The sequence below is a fragment of the Pseudomonas sp. Pseusp15 genome (assembly GCF_059492165.1).
In genome coordinates this window covers 1,843,575-1,859,040 of record NZ_CP168523.1, presented here as the reverse complement: position 1 = coordinate 1,859,040, position 15,466 = coordinate 1,843,575, and the positions used below count along the sequence as shown (strand labels likewise).

At 61.2% G+C, this 15,466-nt stretch carries 14 protein-coding genes; 5 read left to right on the top strand and 9 right to left on the bottom strand.

Annotation, left to right across the window (positions count from 1 at the left end; genetic code table 11):
- Positions 1 to 119 precede the first annotated feature (119 nt).
- The 3 genes from ACEN8R_RS08470 to ACEN8R_RS08460 are packed head-to-tail and all read left to right on the top strand — an operon-like array spanning position 120 to position 5,595.
- A complete protein-coding gene (locus tag ACEN8R_RS08470) occupies positions 120 to 1,364 on the top strand; it encodes an exonuclease SbcCD subunit D C-terminal domain-containing protein (RefSeq protein WP_019650037.1) in 1,245 nt (414 codons plus the stop codon).
- Positions 1,361 to 5,002: an AAA family ATPase gene (locus ACEN8R_RS08465; protein WP_495624755.1), complete on the top strand. Its 3,642-nt coding sequence runs from the start codon at positions 1,361 to 1,363 to the stop codon at positions 5,000 to 5,002. The genes ACEN8R_RS08470 and ACEN8R_RS08465 overlap by 4 nt, the downstream gene beginning before the upstream one ends.
- Positions 4,999 to 5,595 (top strand): glutathione S-transferase, encoded by a 597-nt coding sequence (locus ACEN8R_RS08460; RefSeq protein WP_495624754.1) that lies wholly within the window; start codon positions 4,999 to 5,001, stop codon positions 5,593 to 5,595. Before ACEN8R_RS08465 ends, ACEN8R_RS08460 begins: the two co-directional genes overlap by 4 nt.
- A 170-nt stretch (positions 5,596 to 5,765) precedes the next feature.
- Here the strand turns inward: ACEN8R_RS08460 and ACEN8R_RS08455 are convergent, their stop codons facing one another.
- From ACEN8R_RS08455 to ACEN8R_RS08415, 9 genes are all read right to left on the bottom strand, one after another.
- Entirely contained in the window at positions 5,766 to 6,023 is a 258-nt protein-coding gene (locus ACEN8R_RS08455; RefSeq protein WP_018926169.1) for a hypothetical protein, read from the bottom strand.
- Complete coding sequence (locus ACEN8R_RS08450) at positions 6,020 to 6,232, bottom strand: hypothetical protein (RefSeq protein ID WP_018926170.1); 213 nt, start codon at positions 6,230 to 6,232, stop codon at positions 6,020 to 6,022. The genes ACEN8R_RS08455 and ACEN8R_RS08450 overlap by 4 nt, the downstream gene beginning before the upstream one ends.
- Positions 6,233 to 6,347: 115 nt before the next feature.
- Complete coding sequence (locus ACEN8R_RS08445; RefSeq protein WP_007901166.1) at positions 6,348 to 6,473, bottom strand: hypothetical protein; 126 nt, start codon at positions 6,471 to 6,473, stop codon at positions 6,348 to 6,350.
- Between the two features lie 208 nt (positions 6,474 to 6,681).
- On the bottom strand, positions 6,682 to 6,861 hold the full coding sequence (locus tag ACEN8R_RS08440; protein ID WP_018926171.1) for a hypothetical protein: 180 nt from the start codon (positions 6,859 to 6,861) through the stop codon (positions 6,682 to 6,684).
- Between the two features lie 155 nt (positions 6,862 to 7,016).
- Positions 7,017 to 8,186, bottom strand: a complete 1,170-nt coding sequence (locus ACEN8R_RS08435; protein WP_018926172.1) for a lactonase family protein — start codon at positions 8,184 to 8,186, stop codon at positions 7,017 to 7,019.
- A complete protein-coding gene (locus tag ACEN8R_RS08430) occupies positions 8,179 to 8,475 on the bottom strand; it encodes a DUF5629 family protein (RefSeq protein ID WP_018926173.1) in 297 nt (98 codons plus the stop codon). Before ACEN8R_RS08430 ends, ACEN8R_RS08435 begins: the two co-directional genes overlap by 8 nt.
- Before the next feature lie 186 nt (positions 8,476 to 8,661).
- Entirely contained in the window at positions 8,662 to 10,242 is a 1,581-nt protein-coding gene (locus ACEN8R_RS08425; RefSeq protein ID WP_018926174.1) for an aldehyde dehydrogenase (NADP(+)), read from the bottom strand.
- 10 nt (positions 10,243 to 10,252) lie between these two features.
- Positions 10,253 to 11,245: an AraD1 family protein gene (gene araD1 / locus ACEN8R_RS08420; protein WP_018926175.1), complete on the bottom strand. Its 993-nt coding sequence runs from the start codon at positions 11,243 to 11,245 to the stop codon at positions 10,253 to 10,255.
- Positions 11,246 to 11,288: 43 nt separating this feature from the next.
- Positions 11,289 to 12,611 (bottom strand): MFS transporter, encoded by a 1,323-nt coding sequence (locus ACEN8R_RS08415; protein ID WP_018926176.1) that lies wholly within the window; start codon positions 12,609 to 12,611, stop codon positions 11,289 to 11,291.
- A gap of 193 nt (positions 12,612 to 12,804) precedes the next feature.
- On the opposite strand from ACEN8R_RS08415, the gene ACEN8R_RS08410 reads away from it, so the two are divergent.
- Together ACEN8R_RS08410 and ACEN8R_RS08405 are read left to right on the top strand one after the other, a co-directional pair.
- Positions 12,805 to 14,541, top strand: a complete 1,737-nt coding sequence (locus ACEN8R_RS08410) for an IlvD/Edd family dehydratase (protein WP_018926177.1) — start codon at positions 12,805 to 12,807, stop codon at positions 14,539 to 14,541.
- A 122-nt stretch (positions 14,542 to 14,663) separates the two neighbouring features.
- Positions 14,664 to 15,383, top strand: a complete 720-nt coding sequence (locus tag ACEN8R_RS08405; protein WP_018926179.1) for a FadR/GntR family transcriptional regulator — start codon at positions 14,664 to 14,666, stop codon at positions 15,381 to 15,383.
- Positions 15,384 to 15,466 lie beyond the last annotated feature (83 nt).

Below are 15,466 nucleotides of genomic sequence, written 5' to 3'. Positions count from 1 at the left end.
AGGCCTTCGGCTCGATCAGATCCATCGCGCCATCCCAAGTATTTGCCAGTAAACTCTCCCCTCTTTAGCCGCCATCATTTCCCCCGCGGCCATCACCTTATTTTGTTGCGGAGTACGCCTTGCGTCTGTTCCACACCTCCGACTGGCACCTTGGGCAGAACCTGCACGGCCAGGAACGCGATTTCGAGCACGCCTGTTTTCTCGACTGGCTGCTGCGTCAGCTGAAGCTGGACCAGCCTGATGTGCTGCTGATTGCCGGCGATATCTTCGACACGGTCAACCCGCCGGTCAAAGCCCAGGAACGCCTCTACGATTTCATCGTCAGCGCCCACGAGCAGCAGCCCTTGCTGACCATCGTGATGATCGCCGGCAACCACGACTCCGGCTCGCGTATCGAACTGCCCGCGCCGTTGATGCGCCGCTTGCGCACTCACGCCCTGGGGCGCGTGCTGTGGCTGGATGACGGCCAACTGGATGCCGAACGCCTGTTGCTGCCGTTGCCGGATGCCAGCGGCGCAATCGCTGCCTGGTGCCTGGCGCTGCCGTTCCTGCGCCCCGCCGAAGTGACCGGCGCGCAGCTGGGTGACAACTATTTGCGCGGCATCGGCCAGGTTCACGAATGGCTGATTGAAGCGGCGAACGCCAAGCGCAAGCCGGGTCAGGCGCTGATCGCTATCAGCCATGCGCACATGGCCGGCGGTTCGGTGTCCGAGGACTCCGAGCGCAGCCTGATCATCGGCAACGCCGAAGCCCTGCCCGCCAGCCTGTTCGGGCCGAGCATCAGCTATGTCGCCCTCGGGCATTTGCACAAGCCGCAGAAGGTCAACGGTGAAGAGCGCATCCGCTACAGCGGCTCGCCGATCCCGCTGTCATTCTCCGAGATCGGTTATCAGCATCAGATTCTCGACATCAAACTGGATGGCGAAACCCTGCTCAGCGTCGAACCGAAGCTCATTCCCCGACCAGTGAACCTGCAACGCCTCGGCCCCGCGCCGCTGGCGGAGATCCTGCTGCAACTGGCCGACCTGCCCAACATCGACCTGCTCGCCGACATCCAGCGCCAGCCGTGGCTAGAAGTGCGGGTGCGTCTCGACGAACCGCAACCGGACCTGCGCCATCAAGTGGAAACGGCCCTGCAAGGCAAAGCGGTACGGCTGGTGCGGATTGCCGCCGAATACGCCGGCAACGGCAGCCGCGACGGCGTCGAGGACGGCGCCACGTTGATCGAACTGGACCAACTGACGCCGCAGGAACTGTTCAGCCGCGCCTGGCAGGACAACTACGGCAGCGAGGTCGACGAGCAAACGCTCAGGGACTTCGCCGAGCTGCTGCAAGACGTGCAGATGGAGAGCGAACAGCCATGAAAATCCTCGCGATCCGCTTGAAAAACCTCGCCTCCCTGGCCGGGCCATTTGAAATCGACTTCACCGCCGAGCCCTTGGCCAGCGCCGGCCTGTTCGCGATTACCGGGCCGACCGGCGCCGGCAAAAGTACGCTGCTCGACGCGCTGTGCCTGGCGCTGTTTGGCGCCGTGCCGCGGCTGAACAACACCGGCCGCGATGCCAAGGTTCCGGACGCCGATGGCGAAATCGGCACCGGCGACCCGCGGACCCTGCTGCGTCGTGGCACCGGCGAAGGTTATGCCGAAGTGGATTTCGTCGGCATCGACGGTCGCCGCTATCGCGCGCGCTGGGAGGCCAATCGCGCTCGGGAAAAGGCCGGCGGCAAGCTGCAAGCCAGTCGCCAGAGCCTGCGCGACATCGATCAGGATCAACTGCTGGCCAGCCAGAAAGGCGAGTACAAGACTCAGCTCGAAACCGCGCTGGGCCTGAACTTCGAACAGTTCACCCGCGCCGTGTTGCTGGCCCAGAGCGAGTTCAGTGCGTTCCTCAAAGCGGACGACAACGACCGTAGCGAACTGCTGGAAAAGCTCACCGACACCGCGCTCTACACCCGCCTCGGTCGCCGCGCCTTCGACAAGACCAAAGAAGCGCGCGAAGCCCACAAGCTGTTGCAGGACCAGGCCACCGGGGTCACGCCACTGTCGCCTGAAGCCCGGGCCGAGCTTGATGAGCGCTTCAATGACGCGCAGCAGCAACTCAAGACCCAGCAGGCGCAGCTCAAGCAATTGGAGCTGCAACACACCTGGCTCAAGGACCTGCGCCAATTGCAGGACGCGCAACAGAGCGCCACCGAGCAACTGCAATCCGCCCAACAACACTGGGACAGCCTGGCCAGCGAGCGCTTGAAGCTGACCCGTCTGGAGCAACTGGCCCCGCAACGGCACCAATTCGCGCGAAAGACCGAATTGACCACCCAGCTCACACCGCTGGCGGCACAGATTCAGCAGCATACCCAACAGCAAACCGAACTGAACGCGCGTCAGGCTCAGCTCGAACACAGCCTGAGCGCGGCGCAGTCGGCACTGGCCGCCGCACAAAGCCAACACAGCAACAGCGCGCCACTGCTGCGTCAGGCCTTCGAAGAGCAAAGCACCCTCGCCCGCCTGGTCAAGGACGCCAGTCTCAGCGCCGACCTCAAGCAGCAGGCGGAACTGGCCTGCACGCAGGGCCAAAGCACGATTCAGGGCTTGCTTGACCAGCAGAAACAGGTCGCAGAACGGTTGCAGCGTATCGCCGGTGAGCTTGAGCAGAGCACTCATCTGGCGCCACTGAGCGACGCCTGGAACGCCTACCGTGATCGTCTGCAACAACTGATGCTGATCGGCAATCGCCTGAACAAGGGCCAGTCCGAACTGGCCGGCCTGGAGCAAAACGCCACCCGCGCCGCCGAGGATCTGGCCACCCAGCGCCAGAGCCTTGAGCTGCTGTACAAAGAGGCCGGCGCCGAACCTGAAGCGGTGGCCGAGCAGATTCAGATCCTCGGCAGCCTGCTACAGGACAACCGCAAGCAACTGCGGGCCATTGAAGAGCTGACGCGGCTGTGGGCCAGCCAGCAGGAACTGGACAAACGCGGCGCCGAGTTGCAGCAGCGCCAACTCGCCGCTCAGCAAGAGCGTGATCGTCTGACTCAGGACGGCGTGAAAACCAAAGCCGAATTGACCGTTGCCGAACAGACCCTGACCGTCACCCGCGAACTGCTGGAACGTCAGCGCCTGGCACGCAGTGCCAGCGTCGAAGAGCTGCGTGCACAACTGCTGGACGATCAGCCGTGCCCGGTTTGTGGCAGCCCGGACCATCCTTATCATCAGCCCGAAGCCTTGCTGCAAAGCCTCGGTCGGCACGATGAAAACGAACAGGCCAACGCCCAGAAAGCCGTCGACCTGCTCAAGGAAAAACTCACCGAGCTGCGCGCAGAAGTTGGCGGCTTGATTGCTCAACAAAAGGAATTGCTGCAGCAGCAAGAACAACTCGCCACTCAACAACAGAGCCTGACACCGAGCCTGGAAGCGCACCCGTTGTCCGCCCAACTGTTGGCCCAGGACGCGAACAAACGCGATGCCTGGCTGACCCAACAAAGCAGCCAGCTGAACCAGAGCATCACCCAGGACGAACAGCGGCAAACTGCCCTGCTCACCCTGCAACAGGATGCCGCGCGACTGGCGCAACAACTGCGCAGCGCCGAAGCGGCGAACCAACAGGCGACACAACACCTGCTCAACCAGCAAAGGGAGTTGAGCAGCGATCGCCAACGCCTGGACGAAGAGCTGAGCGCGTTCAGCAGCCTGCTGCCAGCCCAGACGCTGGAAGCGCTGCGCAACGAACCCGCCGCGACTTTCATGCAGCTTGACCAGCAGATCGCCCAGCGCCTGCAACAACTCGAGCAGCAGCGCGATGAACTCGGCGAGCAACAACAACGCCAGCAGACGCTGGACAAAGAACAGGACCGCCAGCAGACCCGCACCCAGCAACTGGACGCCGCGCAGCAGCAGTTCAGCGCGTTGGCCGGGCAACAACAGGCTTGCCAGGAAAAACTGACGCAACTGCTGGGCGAACACGCCAGCGCCGAACAATGGCAACAGCAACTGGATCAGGCCGTCGAACAGGCGCGCAATGCCGAAGCGACGGCCAATCAGGAACTGCAAAGCGTGCGCACGGGCCTGGTGCAACTGGCCGCCGAACTCAAGGCGCAACAGGAACGTGCGCAAGCCCTGGAAAGCGAAGACCGCGAGCTCAGCAGCAAGATCGCCGACTGGCGCGCGCAGCATCCGGAGCTGGACGACGGTGGGCTGGAAGCGCTGCTCGGTGTCAACGACCAACAGCTCAGCGAGCTGCGTCAACGATTGCAGCAAAGCGAACAAGACATCGCGCAAGCCAAGGTGCTGTTGCAGGAGCGGGATCAGCGCTTGCGCGATCATCAGGCGCAGCACAACGGCAACCTGGACGCCGGACAACTGGCCACGGCACTGGCCGAGCTGCAAAACCTGTTCGCCGCCAGCGAGCATCGCTGCGCCGAATTGCGTGCTGAACAAACCGAAGATCAGCGTCGACAAAACGCCAATCAGGCGCTGGCGCAGCAGATCGCCGACGCCTACGCCGAGTACCAGCGCTGGGCGCGCTTGAGTGCGCTGATCGGTTCGGCCACCGGCGACACCTTCCGCAAAATCGCCCAGGCCTACAACCTCGACCTGCTGGTGCATCACGCCAACGTCCAGTTACGGCAACTGGTGCGGCGCTATCGCCTGAAACGGGGCGGCAGCATGCTCGGGTTATTGGTGATGGACACCGAGATGGGCGATGAACTGCGCTCGGTGCATTCGCTGTCCGGCGGCGAGACGTTCCTGGTGTCGCTGGCGCTGGCGCTCGGTTTGGCATCGATGGCATCGAGCACGCTGAAAATCGAATCGCTGTTCATCGACGAAGGCTTCGGCAGCCTCGACCCCGAATCCCTGCAACTGGCCATGGACGCCCTCGACGGCCTGCAGGCGCAAGGACGCAAGGTCGCGGTGATTTCCCACGTACAGGAAATGCATGAACGGATTCCGGTGCAGATCCAGGTCCACCGTCAGGGCAACGGCCTGAGTACCCTGGAGGTGAAATGATCACGCTGTATTCGTTCCGCCGCTGCCCCTACGCCATGCGCGCTCGCATGGCCCTGCGTTATTCGGGGGTTGCGGTGAATATCGTCGAGGTCAGCCTCAAGGCCAAACCGGCCGAAATGCTCGCGCTGTCGAGCAAAGGCACGGTACCGGTGCTTAGCGTGGACGGCCGGGTGATCGATGAAAGCCTGGAAATCATGCGCTGGGCGCTGGCGCAGAACGATCCGCAGGACTGGCTTCTCAACGATGACCCTGTCGGGCAGCAATACATCGCCGGGCTGATCGAAGAAAATGATCAGGTGTTCAAGGTGCACCTCAATCGCTACAAATACGCCGAGCGTTATCCCGAGCAACCAATGACGTTTTATCGCGCCGAGGGCGAGGTGTTCTTGCGCAAGCTGGATCAATTGCTGGAGGGGCGCGCCTACTTGCTGGGCGAGCACCCGAGCCTGGCCGATGTCGCCTTGATGCCGTTCGTGCGGCAATTCGCCCATGTGGATCGCGAGTGGTTCGGGCAGACACCTTATGTGCGATTGCAGGGCTGGTTGCAGCGCTTTCTGGAATCGGATCTGTTCACCGGTGTGATGCAGAAGTAGCCTTTGTAGCAGCTGCCGAGCGTGCGAGGCTGCGTTCGGCTGCGTAGCAGTCGTAAACTCGGCTGATGCGGTCTGACTGATGCACCGCAAGCTCTGGTTTTACGACTGCTTCGCAGCCGAACGCAGCCTTCGGCAGCTGCTACAGGTGTGGGTGTGTGCAGGTAAGGGAATCAGGCCAACACTTCACACATCCCCAACGCCGAGCAATCCACCTGGAATGGCCCGAAAAATTCGCCATTGGATTTGCTCGGCGGATTACCCACCAGCAACTCCAGCGCTTTGGCGGTCTGGATGTTGTGGGCGATGTTGTGGTTGCATTCGATGGCCCGTGCCACCGAGCCCGCCGAGCCCTGCCCGATCCCCAACAACGAAGCGCCATTGGTCATGAACGCCAGAAAGGCGATGACCCAGAGTCTGCGTCCTTTCATGCCCCTGCCACCCCCGCCAAGTCGACGTCATCAACCACCGCATGTTGAGCGCGGTGTTCGAACTGGATGCCGGGATAAGCGACCTGAATCGGTGCTTGAAGGCTGTGTTGCGATTGAGCCGAAAGGCTGACGACCAACACCATGGCCACGTAAAGACCAATGGCCAGGTAGGCGCCGTGTTTGGCAGAAGTGAGGATGGTGCTGGCCATGGTGATCTCCGTGGGCATGTTTCAGTGCCCACAGAATCGATCAAAAAACAGAAGATAACTAGCGACCTTTATGCATAGTAGCTATCAGTTTTATTGATCTTTAACCCAGCGCGTTTCAATCCTCGATAAAACTCATCAAGCGCTCACGGGCCGCGTCCGGCTCGTTGGGAACGGGCTGGGCAGCCGACAGAATCGGGGTGGAATAGAGAAACAGGAGAACCACTGCCAGACGCATTGCCATGCTGTCGATCCTTATTAGAGAAGGAGTCAAAAAATCAGCGTCAAATTTAAACACATGGCTATGTGATATCAAGCAATACATTGATGGCAATATGATGCTGTCGTAAATGCGTTATGCAGGAGCGACATCACTTCGAGGCTTTTCGACGCCTGTTTGGGCCGATCGGCAAGTGACTTCGCTCCTGCATAAAGGGTGCAGGGCTGACATTTCAGTGTTGGTTTTTGTGATCCAGTGCGGCGTAGAAGTTGGCGCTCTGTTGCAGGTATTTCTGGGTGTAGCTTTGGGTGTGGGATTTTTTGTCGCTGATTTCAACGTTGGCGCTGGCAGGCAGAGCAACAGTGGCGGAAATAGCGGAAGCGGCGATAACAGAGAAGAGATTGAAGTTCATGGCGGTATTCCTCGATTCAGTTGGCTTGCTTGCCCGGTTGGGCCGTGAAGCAAACTTAACTCCCGAGGGTCGGCGCCTTGAAATGCTTTGTAGCATTAGCCGATATCAGTCTCATTAATAGAAGGTTGCAGGCCCCATCAACCGGGGCCTGCGGCCTATTGACGCAGCAGGAACTTGAGATCGCTCGGGGCATCCATCGGCAGTTTTTGCACGGTTTTGCCCAACAGACCGGTCTTGGCGTCACGCTCGATGACGACAATCTGGTTGCTCTTCTGGTTGGCAATCAGCACGAATTTGCCGCTCGGGTCGAGACTGAACTCGCGCGGGTGATCGCCGTCCACCGAGCGGCGCTGAAGCTCCTTGAGGTGGCCGGTTGCCGGGTCGATGGCGAACACCAGCAACTGATTGGCGGTGCCACGGTTACTGACGTAAAGGAACTTGCCATCGACCGAGGCGTGAAGCGCAGCCGCGGCCTTGCCCGATGTGGGCAGCCCCGCCGCCAGATCGACCAACTGCGTTTGTTCGAGTTGGCCGTCCTTGTAATCGAACACCGCCACCTGCGCGCTCATTTCCATGGTCAACCAGGCGTGCTTGCCATCGGCGCTGAACAGTAAATGTCGCGGCCCGCTGCCGGGGGGCAACGGGACGGACGCGGGTTTGGCGGCAGTCAACGGCAGTTCCGGATTGGCCTTGGGGTCGAAGCGATAGATAAAGATCTTGTCCGCGCCCAGGTCATTGGAAAACACGTATTGACCATCCGGCGAAGAGATCGCCGAATGCACGTGCGCCGACATCTGCCGCACGGGGTCGATCCGGCTGGACGGATGACCGCTCATCTGCACGACGGGTTTCAGCTTGCCATCGGGGCTCACCGGTAACACCGCCAGGGTGCCGCCCGGGTCTTCAGCCACCGAGTAGTTGCTGACAAACAGATGGCTGGCATCACCGCTGATGCTCGAATGGGTCGGCTCGTTGCCCAGGGTTTGCACCTGGTTGATCAGGCTCAGCTCATGGGTTTTCGGATCGATTGCGTAACTGCTGACGCGCCCTACCGGATCGGCCTGCCCCGGGCCGTTTTCGTTGACCGCGAACAAGCGACGTTGATCCTTGGACACGGTCAGCCAGGACGGGTTGGCGCTCTTCACCACTTGCAGCGGCTTGGCATCGATCTGCCCGGTGCGGCTGTCGAAGTTCAGGCGATAAATCCCCTGGCTCTGGCCGGCGGTGTACGACCCCACCAGCAATTCGTAGTTGTCGACCGACGCCGCCTGCACGCCCATCGCGCCGACGCTGCCGGCGATCAACAGTGGCCAGAAGTTACGCATCCTCATTCGTTTCGTCCTCGTCATCCTGACCACCAAACGCTTCCATAGGCACCAGCCGGTGTTCACCGGAATCACCGGTGATGATCCAGCTCTTCAAATCGGGATCGAAAGTCGCTGCCTTGATCTGCGCCATGCTGAACTCCCAGCGCTTGAGCGCCCGACCGTCCATGCATTCGATGTGCAGGTTATCGTCTTCATCGAGAGAGAAGTCGAAAGCGTGCAGCCCGTCGATCTCCAGCATGTCGCAATGTTCGAGGGCGTTGAGCAAGGTGTCGTTTACGGCAGTCATGGCAGTCAATCTTTGAATGGGAAAGACGCAATGATAGCTCAATGCGGGAACGGACTGTGGCGAGGGGGCTTGCCCCCGTTTGAGTGCGTAGCACTCACAAAATCTTTGGTACATCAGCGATTTTGGGGCTGCTTTGCAGCCCAACGGGGCGGTGGGGCGTTCCGACAAGCCCCCTCGCCACAGCCGTTAGAGCGCTTCTCGTGATGGTTTGCCATCGACCAAACGTTGGATGCGCAACGGATTGCCATTTTTCAACGCGTCCGGCAGCAGGCTGTCGGGGTAGTTCTGGAAGCACACCGGGCGCAGGAAACGGTCGATGGCCAGGGTGCCCACCGAGGTGCCGCGCGCATCGGAAGTCGCCGGATACGGCCCGCCATGGACCATCGAATCGCAGACTTCCACACCGGTCGGATAACCGTTGAGCAAGATCCGCCCGACCTTCTGCTCCAACAAGGGCGTCAGCTCACCGAAGCGTTCGAAGTCCGCCGGCTCACCGATAATCGTTGCCGTCAGTTGCCCGTGCAGGCCGTTCAGCGCAGCACTGAGTTGCGCCTGATCCGCCACTTCAACAAACACCGTGGTCGGGCCGAACACTTCCTCTTGCAGCACTTCATCGCCATCGAGCAACAGACTCACATCCGCCTTGAACAATTGCGGCTGCGCCTGATTGCCTTGTTGCGGATTACCGGCCAAGTGCTCGATTTTCGGATGCGAAAGAAGCTTGTGCAGGCCTTTGCCATAGCTGCTCAAGGTGCCGGCGTTGAGCATGGTTTGCGCCGGCTGATCGCCGATCAGCCCGGCCACCTGCTGCACGAACGCACTGAACTGCGGCGAACGAATGCCGATCACCAGCCCCGGATTGGTACAGAACTGCCCGCAGCCCTGCACCACTGAAGCCGTGAGGTCACGGGCGATGCTTTCAGCACGAGTATCCAGCGCCTGCGGTAACACGATCACCGGGTTGATGCTCGACATCTCGGCGAACACCGGAATCGGCTGCGGCCGTGCCGCGGCCATGTCGCACAGCGCCCGACCGCCTTTCAGTGAACCGGTAAAACCGACCGCCTGAATCGCCGGGTGCTTGACCAGTGCTTCCCCTACTCCACCGCCGTAGATCATGTTGAACACACCGGCCGGCATGGCGGTTTTTTCGGCAGCGCGGATCACCGCGTCAGCCACCAACTCTGCGGTTGCCATATGGCCGCTGTGGGCCTTGAACACCACCGGGCAGCCGGCGGCCAAGGCCGAAGCGGTGTCACCGCCAGCCGTGGAAAACGCCAACGGAAAGTTACTCGCGCCAAACACCGCCACCGGCCCCAGACCTATACGGTACTGACGCAGGTCCGGACGCGGCAGTGGCTGGCGTTCCGGCAGCGCCAGATCGATCCGCGCGCCATAGAAATCACCACGCCGCAGCACCTTGGCGAACAGACGCATCTGGCCGCTGGTGCGCCCACGCTCACCTTGAATCCGCGCCGCCGGCAACGCGGTTTCGCGGCAGACTACGGCCACGAACTCATCGCCAAGGGCGTCCAGTTCATCGGCAATCGTGTCCAGAAATTGCGCACGGCGCTCGGCGCTCAGGCTGCGATAGGCCGGGTAAGCGGCGGCGGCAGCCTTCGCGGCGGCGTCGACTTCTGCAACGGTGGCCTGGTAGAAATCGTGGGGCAAGGCCTCGCCAGTGCTGGCATCGACGCTCTGCAGTTTGACGGTGCCGACAGCGCTACGCTGGCCGCCGATGTAGTTGTGACCAAGAATCCGGGTCATGGGTGTCTCCTTAAAGTGTGCCGACGGTGCCGGGTTCGAACGCTGCTTCAACCGGTGCGATGCCGTTGATCAAGGGTGCGCCGAACTCGGCCTGGCTGATCTCGAACACATCACCCGGCCGGGTACGGATGCCATCGGCGAAGGACAGGGTCGCGGTGCCAAAGAAGTGGATGTGCACGTCGCCGGGGCGCAGGAACTGGCTGTACTTGAAATGGTGATACTCGAGGTTTTCCAGGCTGTGACACATGTTGGCTTCGCCACTGAGGAACTCGTTCTGCCACAGCACTTCGCCGTCGCGCAGGATGCGACTGGTGCCTGCCAGGTGTTGCGGCAGTTCGCCGACCCGAAGCTCCGGGCCATAGCTGCAACTGCGCAGTTTCGAATGGGCCAGGTAAAGGTAATTCTTGCGTTCCATCACGTGATCGGAGAACTCGTTACCCACCGCAAAACCGAGGCGATACGGTTTGCCGTCGTGGCCGATGACATAGAGGCCGCTGAGCTCGGGCTCTTCCCCGGCATCTTCAGCAAAGGGCGGTAGCGGGAAAGGCTTGCCCGGTCGCACGACGATGCTGCCATCGCCCTTGTAGAACCATTCCGGTTGCACGCCGGCCTGGCCGGCTGCAGGTTTACCGCCCTCCACACCCCACTTGAAGATGCGCATGGTGTCGGTCATCGCCGCTTCATCGCCGGCCTGCTGATGCATTTTGTCCCGAGCCGAGGCGCTGCCCAAATGGGTCAGGCCGGTGCCGCTGACCAGCATATGCGCCGGGTCCGGGTGATCCAGCGGCGGCAGGATGCGCAGCTTGGCCAGCAATTCGGCATAGTTGTGGCTGATGCCCAGCCCCAGGGTTTGAACCTGTCGCTCAAGAGTGGTGCCCGCCTCGATCGCCGCCAGCGCCAGATCCCGCACCGTGTGCGCATCCTGCACTTCACGCACCAGACCGTCTTCGACCACGCCGACGCGGCGTTCGCCATTACTCAATTCGAACTGAACTAAACGCATGAACCTTCTCCTGTTAATGCAAAACTTGTTGGCCAATCTCACGTCAGGTACGGGTAGCACCGCGGGCACTTGCCGCGAACTGGTCGGCCGGCAGCACATGCTTGCGTTCCAGCAGGCGATACACCACGCCGGTCAGGACCAGGCCGAACACCATCACGCAGGACAGGAAATACAGCCCCGACGCCAGGTTGCCGGTGTACTCCTTCAGCGCACCAATCACGAACGGGCCGATGTAGCCGCCGAGGTTGCCCACCGAATTGATCAACGCGATTCCTGCCGCCGCACTGGCGCCGGCGAAGAAGCGCCCCGGCAAGGTCCAGAACACCGCCGTGCAGGAAAACAGCGCGAACGCCACCAGGCACAGCGCCGCCAGTTGCAGCACCGGTACCGACAGCCAGGCACTGAGGAACAGGCCGATGGCACCCAACACATACAGCACCGCCAGATGACCGTAGCGATCATTGAGGCGGTCGGAACTGCGCGGAATGATCAGCAAACCGATGATTCCGAAGATGTACGGCACCGATGACACGAACCCGGTCACCAGGTCCGTGCCACCGAACTGCTTGATCAGCGTCGGCAGCCACAAACCGAGGCCATAGATGCTCAAGGTCACCGGCAGATAGAACAGCGCCAGCAGCAACACCCGTTTGTCCTTCAGTGCATGCAACGGATTGCCGTGGCAGGTCTGGCCATACTCGGCGAGGTCTTTTTTCAGTTCCCCGGTCAGCCAGTCTTTCTCGGATTGATCCAGCCATTTCACTTGGTCCGGGCCGTCCGGCAAGTAGCGCAGCACCGGCCAGGTCAGCAGGATCGCTGGCGTACCGATGACGATGAACAGCCACTGCCAGCCGTGCAGGCCAAGCGTGCCGTCCATACCGAGCAAACCGCCGGACACCGGGCCGGTGATCATCATGGCGATGGGTTGGGAAAGGATGAACAGCCCGAGGATCTTGCCGCGATGGCGAATCGGGAACCATTGGGTGATGTAGTACAGCACGCCTGGAAAGAACCCGGCTTCGGCCGCACCGAGCAGAAAACGCATCACATAGAAGCTGTTCGGGCCCTGGACGAACGCCATGCCGATGGTGATAGCGCCCCAGGTGACCATGATCCGCGCGAACCAGCGTCGGGCGCCGAAGCGGTCGAGCATCAGGTTGCTGGGGATCTCCAGCAGAAAGTAGCCAATGAAGAAAAGCCCGGCACCAAATCCGTAAGCCGCATCACCGATGCCGACGTCGGCGCCCATGTGCAGCTTGGCGAACCCCACGGCGGAGCGATCCACATAGGCGATCAGGTACAGCAGGATCAGGAAGGGAATCAGTTTCAACGTGATGCGACGGATAAGCCGCAATTCCTGGCTCATGAGTTCGGTCTCCGATTGTTGTTGTTATAGAACCTCGGGGGACGCCTCTCGCGGAAAACCATCAGGGCCATCCCTCCGTTGAAAACGACTATATAGTATTACTATTTAACCAACAACACTTCCAAACAGCCGAAATTGCGCTTATGTTACGCCACAGCTCGAACAATATAGTCATACAATAAGAGAACCGATCATGACTGATAAGAAACCCACCCTGCGCTCCGCCCAATGGTTTGGCACTGCCGACAAGAACGGCTTCATGTACCGCAGCTGGATGAAGAATCAGGGCATCGCCGACCATCAGTTCCACGGCAAGCCGATCATCGGCATTTGCAACACTTGGTCGGAACTGACCCCGTGCAACGCGCATTTCCGCCAGATCGCGGAGCACGTCAAACGCGGGGTGATCGAAGCCGGTGGCTTTCCTGTGGAATTCCCGGTGTTCTCCAACGGCGAATCGAACCTGCGCCCCACCGCCATGCTCACCCGTAACCTGGCGAGCATGGACGTCGAGGAAGCCATTCGCGGCAACCCGATCGATGGTGTGGTACTGCTCACTGGTTGCGACAAAACCACTCCGGCGCTGCTGATGGGCGCGGCTAGTTGCGACGTGCCGGCGATCGTCGTCACCGGTGGGCCGATGCTCAACGGCAAGCACAAGGGCCAGGACATCGGTTCGGGCACGGTGGTGTGGCAGCTCAGCGAACAGGTCAAGGCTGGCACGATCACCCTTGATGATTTCCTCGCGGCCGAGGGTGGCATGTCCCGTTCCGCCGGGACCTGCAACACCATGGGCACTGCCTCGACCATGGCTTGCATGGCCGAAGCGCTGGGCACGTCCCTGCCCCACAACGCGGCGATTCCGGCAGTCGATGCGCGCCGTTATGTGTTGGCGCACATGTCGGGTATGCGTGCGGTGGAGATGGTTCGCGAGGATTTGAAGCTGTCGAAAATCCTCACCAAGGAAGCCTTCGAAAACGCCATCCGGGTGAACGCTGCCATCGGCGGTTCGACCAACGCGGTGATCCACTTGAAAGCCATCGCCGGACGCATCGGTGTCGAACTGGACCTGGACGACTGGACCCGCATCGGTCGCGGCATGCCGACCATTGTCGACCTGCAACCGTCCGGGCGCTTCCTGATGGAAGAGTTCTACTACGCCGGTGGCTTGCCTGCAGTGCTGCGTCGCCTGGGCGAAGCCAACCTGATTCCGAACCCGAACGCCCTCACCGTCAACGGCAAAACCCTCGGCGAGAACACCAAGGACGCGCCGATCTATGGCCAGGATGAAGTGATCCGCACCCTCGACAACCCGATCCGCGCCGACGGCGGCATCTGCGTGTTGCGCGGCAACCTGGCGCCACTGGGTGCGGTGCTCAAGCCCTCTGCGGCGAGTGCCGAGCTGATGCAACATCGCGGGCGCGCGGTGGTGTTCGAGAATTTCGACATGTACAAGGCGCGGATCAACGATCCGGAACTGGACGTGGACGCCAACTCGATTCTGGTGATGAAAAACTGCGGGCCGAAGGGTTATCCGGGCATGGCCGAAGTCGGCAACATGGGCTTGCCGGCCAAGCTGCTGGCCCAGGGTGTGACGGATATGGTACGGATTTCCGACGCACGCATGAGCGGCACGGCGTACGGAACCGTGGTCTTGCATGTGGCACCGGAAGCCGCCGCCGGCGGGCCTTTGGCGGCAGTGAAGGAAGGCGACTGGATCGAGCTCGATTGCGCCAGTGGACGTTTGCATCTGGACATTCCGGATGCCGAACTGGCCGCGCGCATGGCCGATCTGCAACCGCCACAACAGTTGCTGGTGGGCGGCTATCGCCAGCTGTACATCGACCATGTGCTGCAGGCGGATCAGGGCTGCGACTTCGACTTCCTCGTCGGTTGTCGTGGAGCCGAGGTGCCGCGTCACTCTCACTGACCCTCTGGATTCTGTAACCACAGCAGAACCTGTGGCGAGGGAGCTCCCTCGCCACAATGATTGTGCCCGCCACGCCTGCTATCATGCGCAGCACCCCATCGCACAGGACCGCGCCGTTCCCCATGGATTACCGCAAACCCTCCGACCGCAAAAGCATGCACTCGCGCATCGTCCAGGAATTGGGCATGCAGATTGTCTCGGGACGCTTCAAACCGGACGACAAACTGCCCGCCGAAGCCCTGTTGTGCGAGGAATACGCGGTCAGCCGACCAGTCCTGCGCGAAGCGACCCGAGTGCTGGTTGCCAAGGGCCTGGTGTATTCCCGTCCGCGGGTGGGCACCGTGGTCAAGCCGCGCCGGGAGTGGCACATGCTCGACCCGGACGTGCTGCACTGGCTGATGCAAAGCAGCCCGCAGAATGAGTTCTTCAGCCTGCTGACCAGCGTGCGCAGCATCATTGAACCGGCCGCTGCAGCCCTGGCCGCGCAGTTCGCCACCGACGCAGACATCGCCTCCATCGGTGAAGCCTACCAACGCATGGAGTCAGCACCGACGCCTGAAGCCTTGTTGCAGCCGGACCTGGATTTCCACAGCCGCATCGCCGACGCGACCCACAACGACCTGCTGGCGAACCTGTGCAACATGTTGTCGGTGGCGATTGCAGAAGCCTTGAAACACTCCAACCAACGGCCGAACCTGCATGAACTGGCGTTGCCTCGGCATAAGGCGATTCTCACGGCTATCGAGAATCGCGATGCGCTGGGTGCGCGGCATGCGACGTTGGTGCAACTGGACGATGCGCGTAACGCGCTGAATGTGGTGCTCGGCACCGATCCCGCATAACCACCACAATTCCCCTGGGCTCATTGCCACCACGTAGTCATCCCTTAGATCATCGAATTGTCGGATCTGCGGTATCCCGTTAC

Bases quoted from the DNA above. Each gene is read 5' to 3' on its own strand.
- ACEN8R_RS08465 (WP_495624755.1), top strand. From the start codon at position 1,361: ATGAAAATCCTCGCGATCCGCTTGAAAAACCTCGCCTCCCTGGCCGGG.
- ACEN8R_RS08460 (WP_495624754.1), top strand. From the start codon at position 4,999: ATGATCACGCTGTATTCGTTCCGCCGCTGCCCCTACGCCATGCGCGCT.
- ACEN8R_RS08455 (WP_018926169.1), bottom strand. From the start codon at position 6,023: ATGAAAGGACGCAGACTCTGGGTCATCGCCTTTCTGGCGTTCATGACC.
- ACEN8R_RS08450 (WP_018926170.1), bottom strand. From the start codon at position 6,232: ATGGCCAGCACCATCCTCACTTCTGCCAAACACGGCGCCTACCTGGCC.
- ACEN8R_RS08445 (WP_007901166.1), bottom strand. From the start codon at position 6,473: ATGGCAATGCGTCTGGCAGTGGTTCTCCTGTTTCTCTATTCCACCCCG.
- ACEN8R_RS08440 (WP_018926171.1), bottom strand. From the start codon at position 6,861: ATGAACTTCAATCTCTTCTCTGTTATCGCCGCTTCCGCTATTTCCGCC.
- ACEN8R_RS08435 (WP_018926172.1), bottom strand. From the start codon at position 8,186: ATGCGTAACTTCTGGCCACTGTTGATCGCCGGCAGCGTCGGCGCGATG.
- ACEN8R_RS08430 (WP_018926173.1), bottom strand. From the start codon at position 8,475: ATGACTGCCGTAAACGACACCTTGCTCAACGCCCTCGAACATTGCGAC.
- ACEN8R_RS08425 (WP_018926174.1), bottom strand. From the start codon at position 10,242: ATGACCCGGATTCTTGGTCACAACTACATCGGCGGCCAGCGTAGCGCT.
- araD1 (WP_018926175.1), bottom strand. From the start codon at position 11,245: ATGCGTTTAGTTCAGTTCGAATTGAGTAATGGCGAACGCCGCGTCGGC.
- ACEN8R_RS08415 (WP_018926176.1), bottom strand. From the start codon at position 12,611: ATGAGCCAGGAATTGCGGCTTATCCGTCGCATCACGTTGAAACTGATT.
- ACEN8R_RS08410 (WP_018926177.1), top strand. From the start codon at position 12,805: ATGACTGATAAGAAACCCACCCTGCGCTCCGCCCAATGGTTTGGCACT.
- ACEN8R_RS08405 (WP_018926179.1), top strand. From the start codon at position 14,664: ATGGATTACCGCAAACCCTCCGACCGCAAAAGCATGCACTCGCGCATC.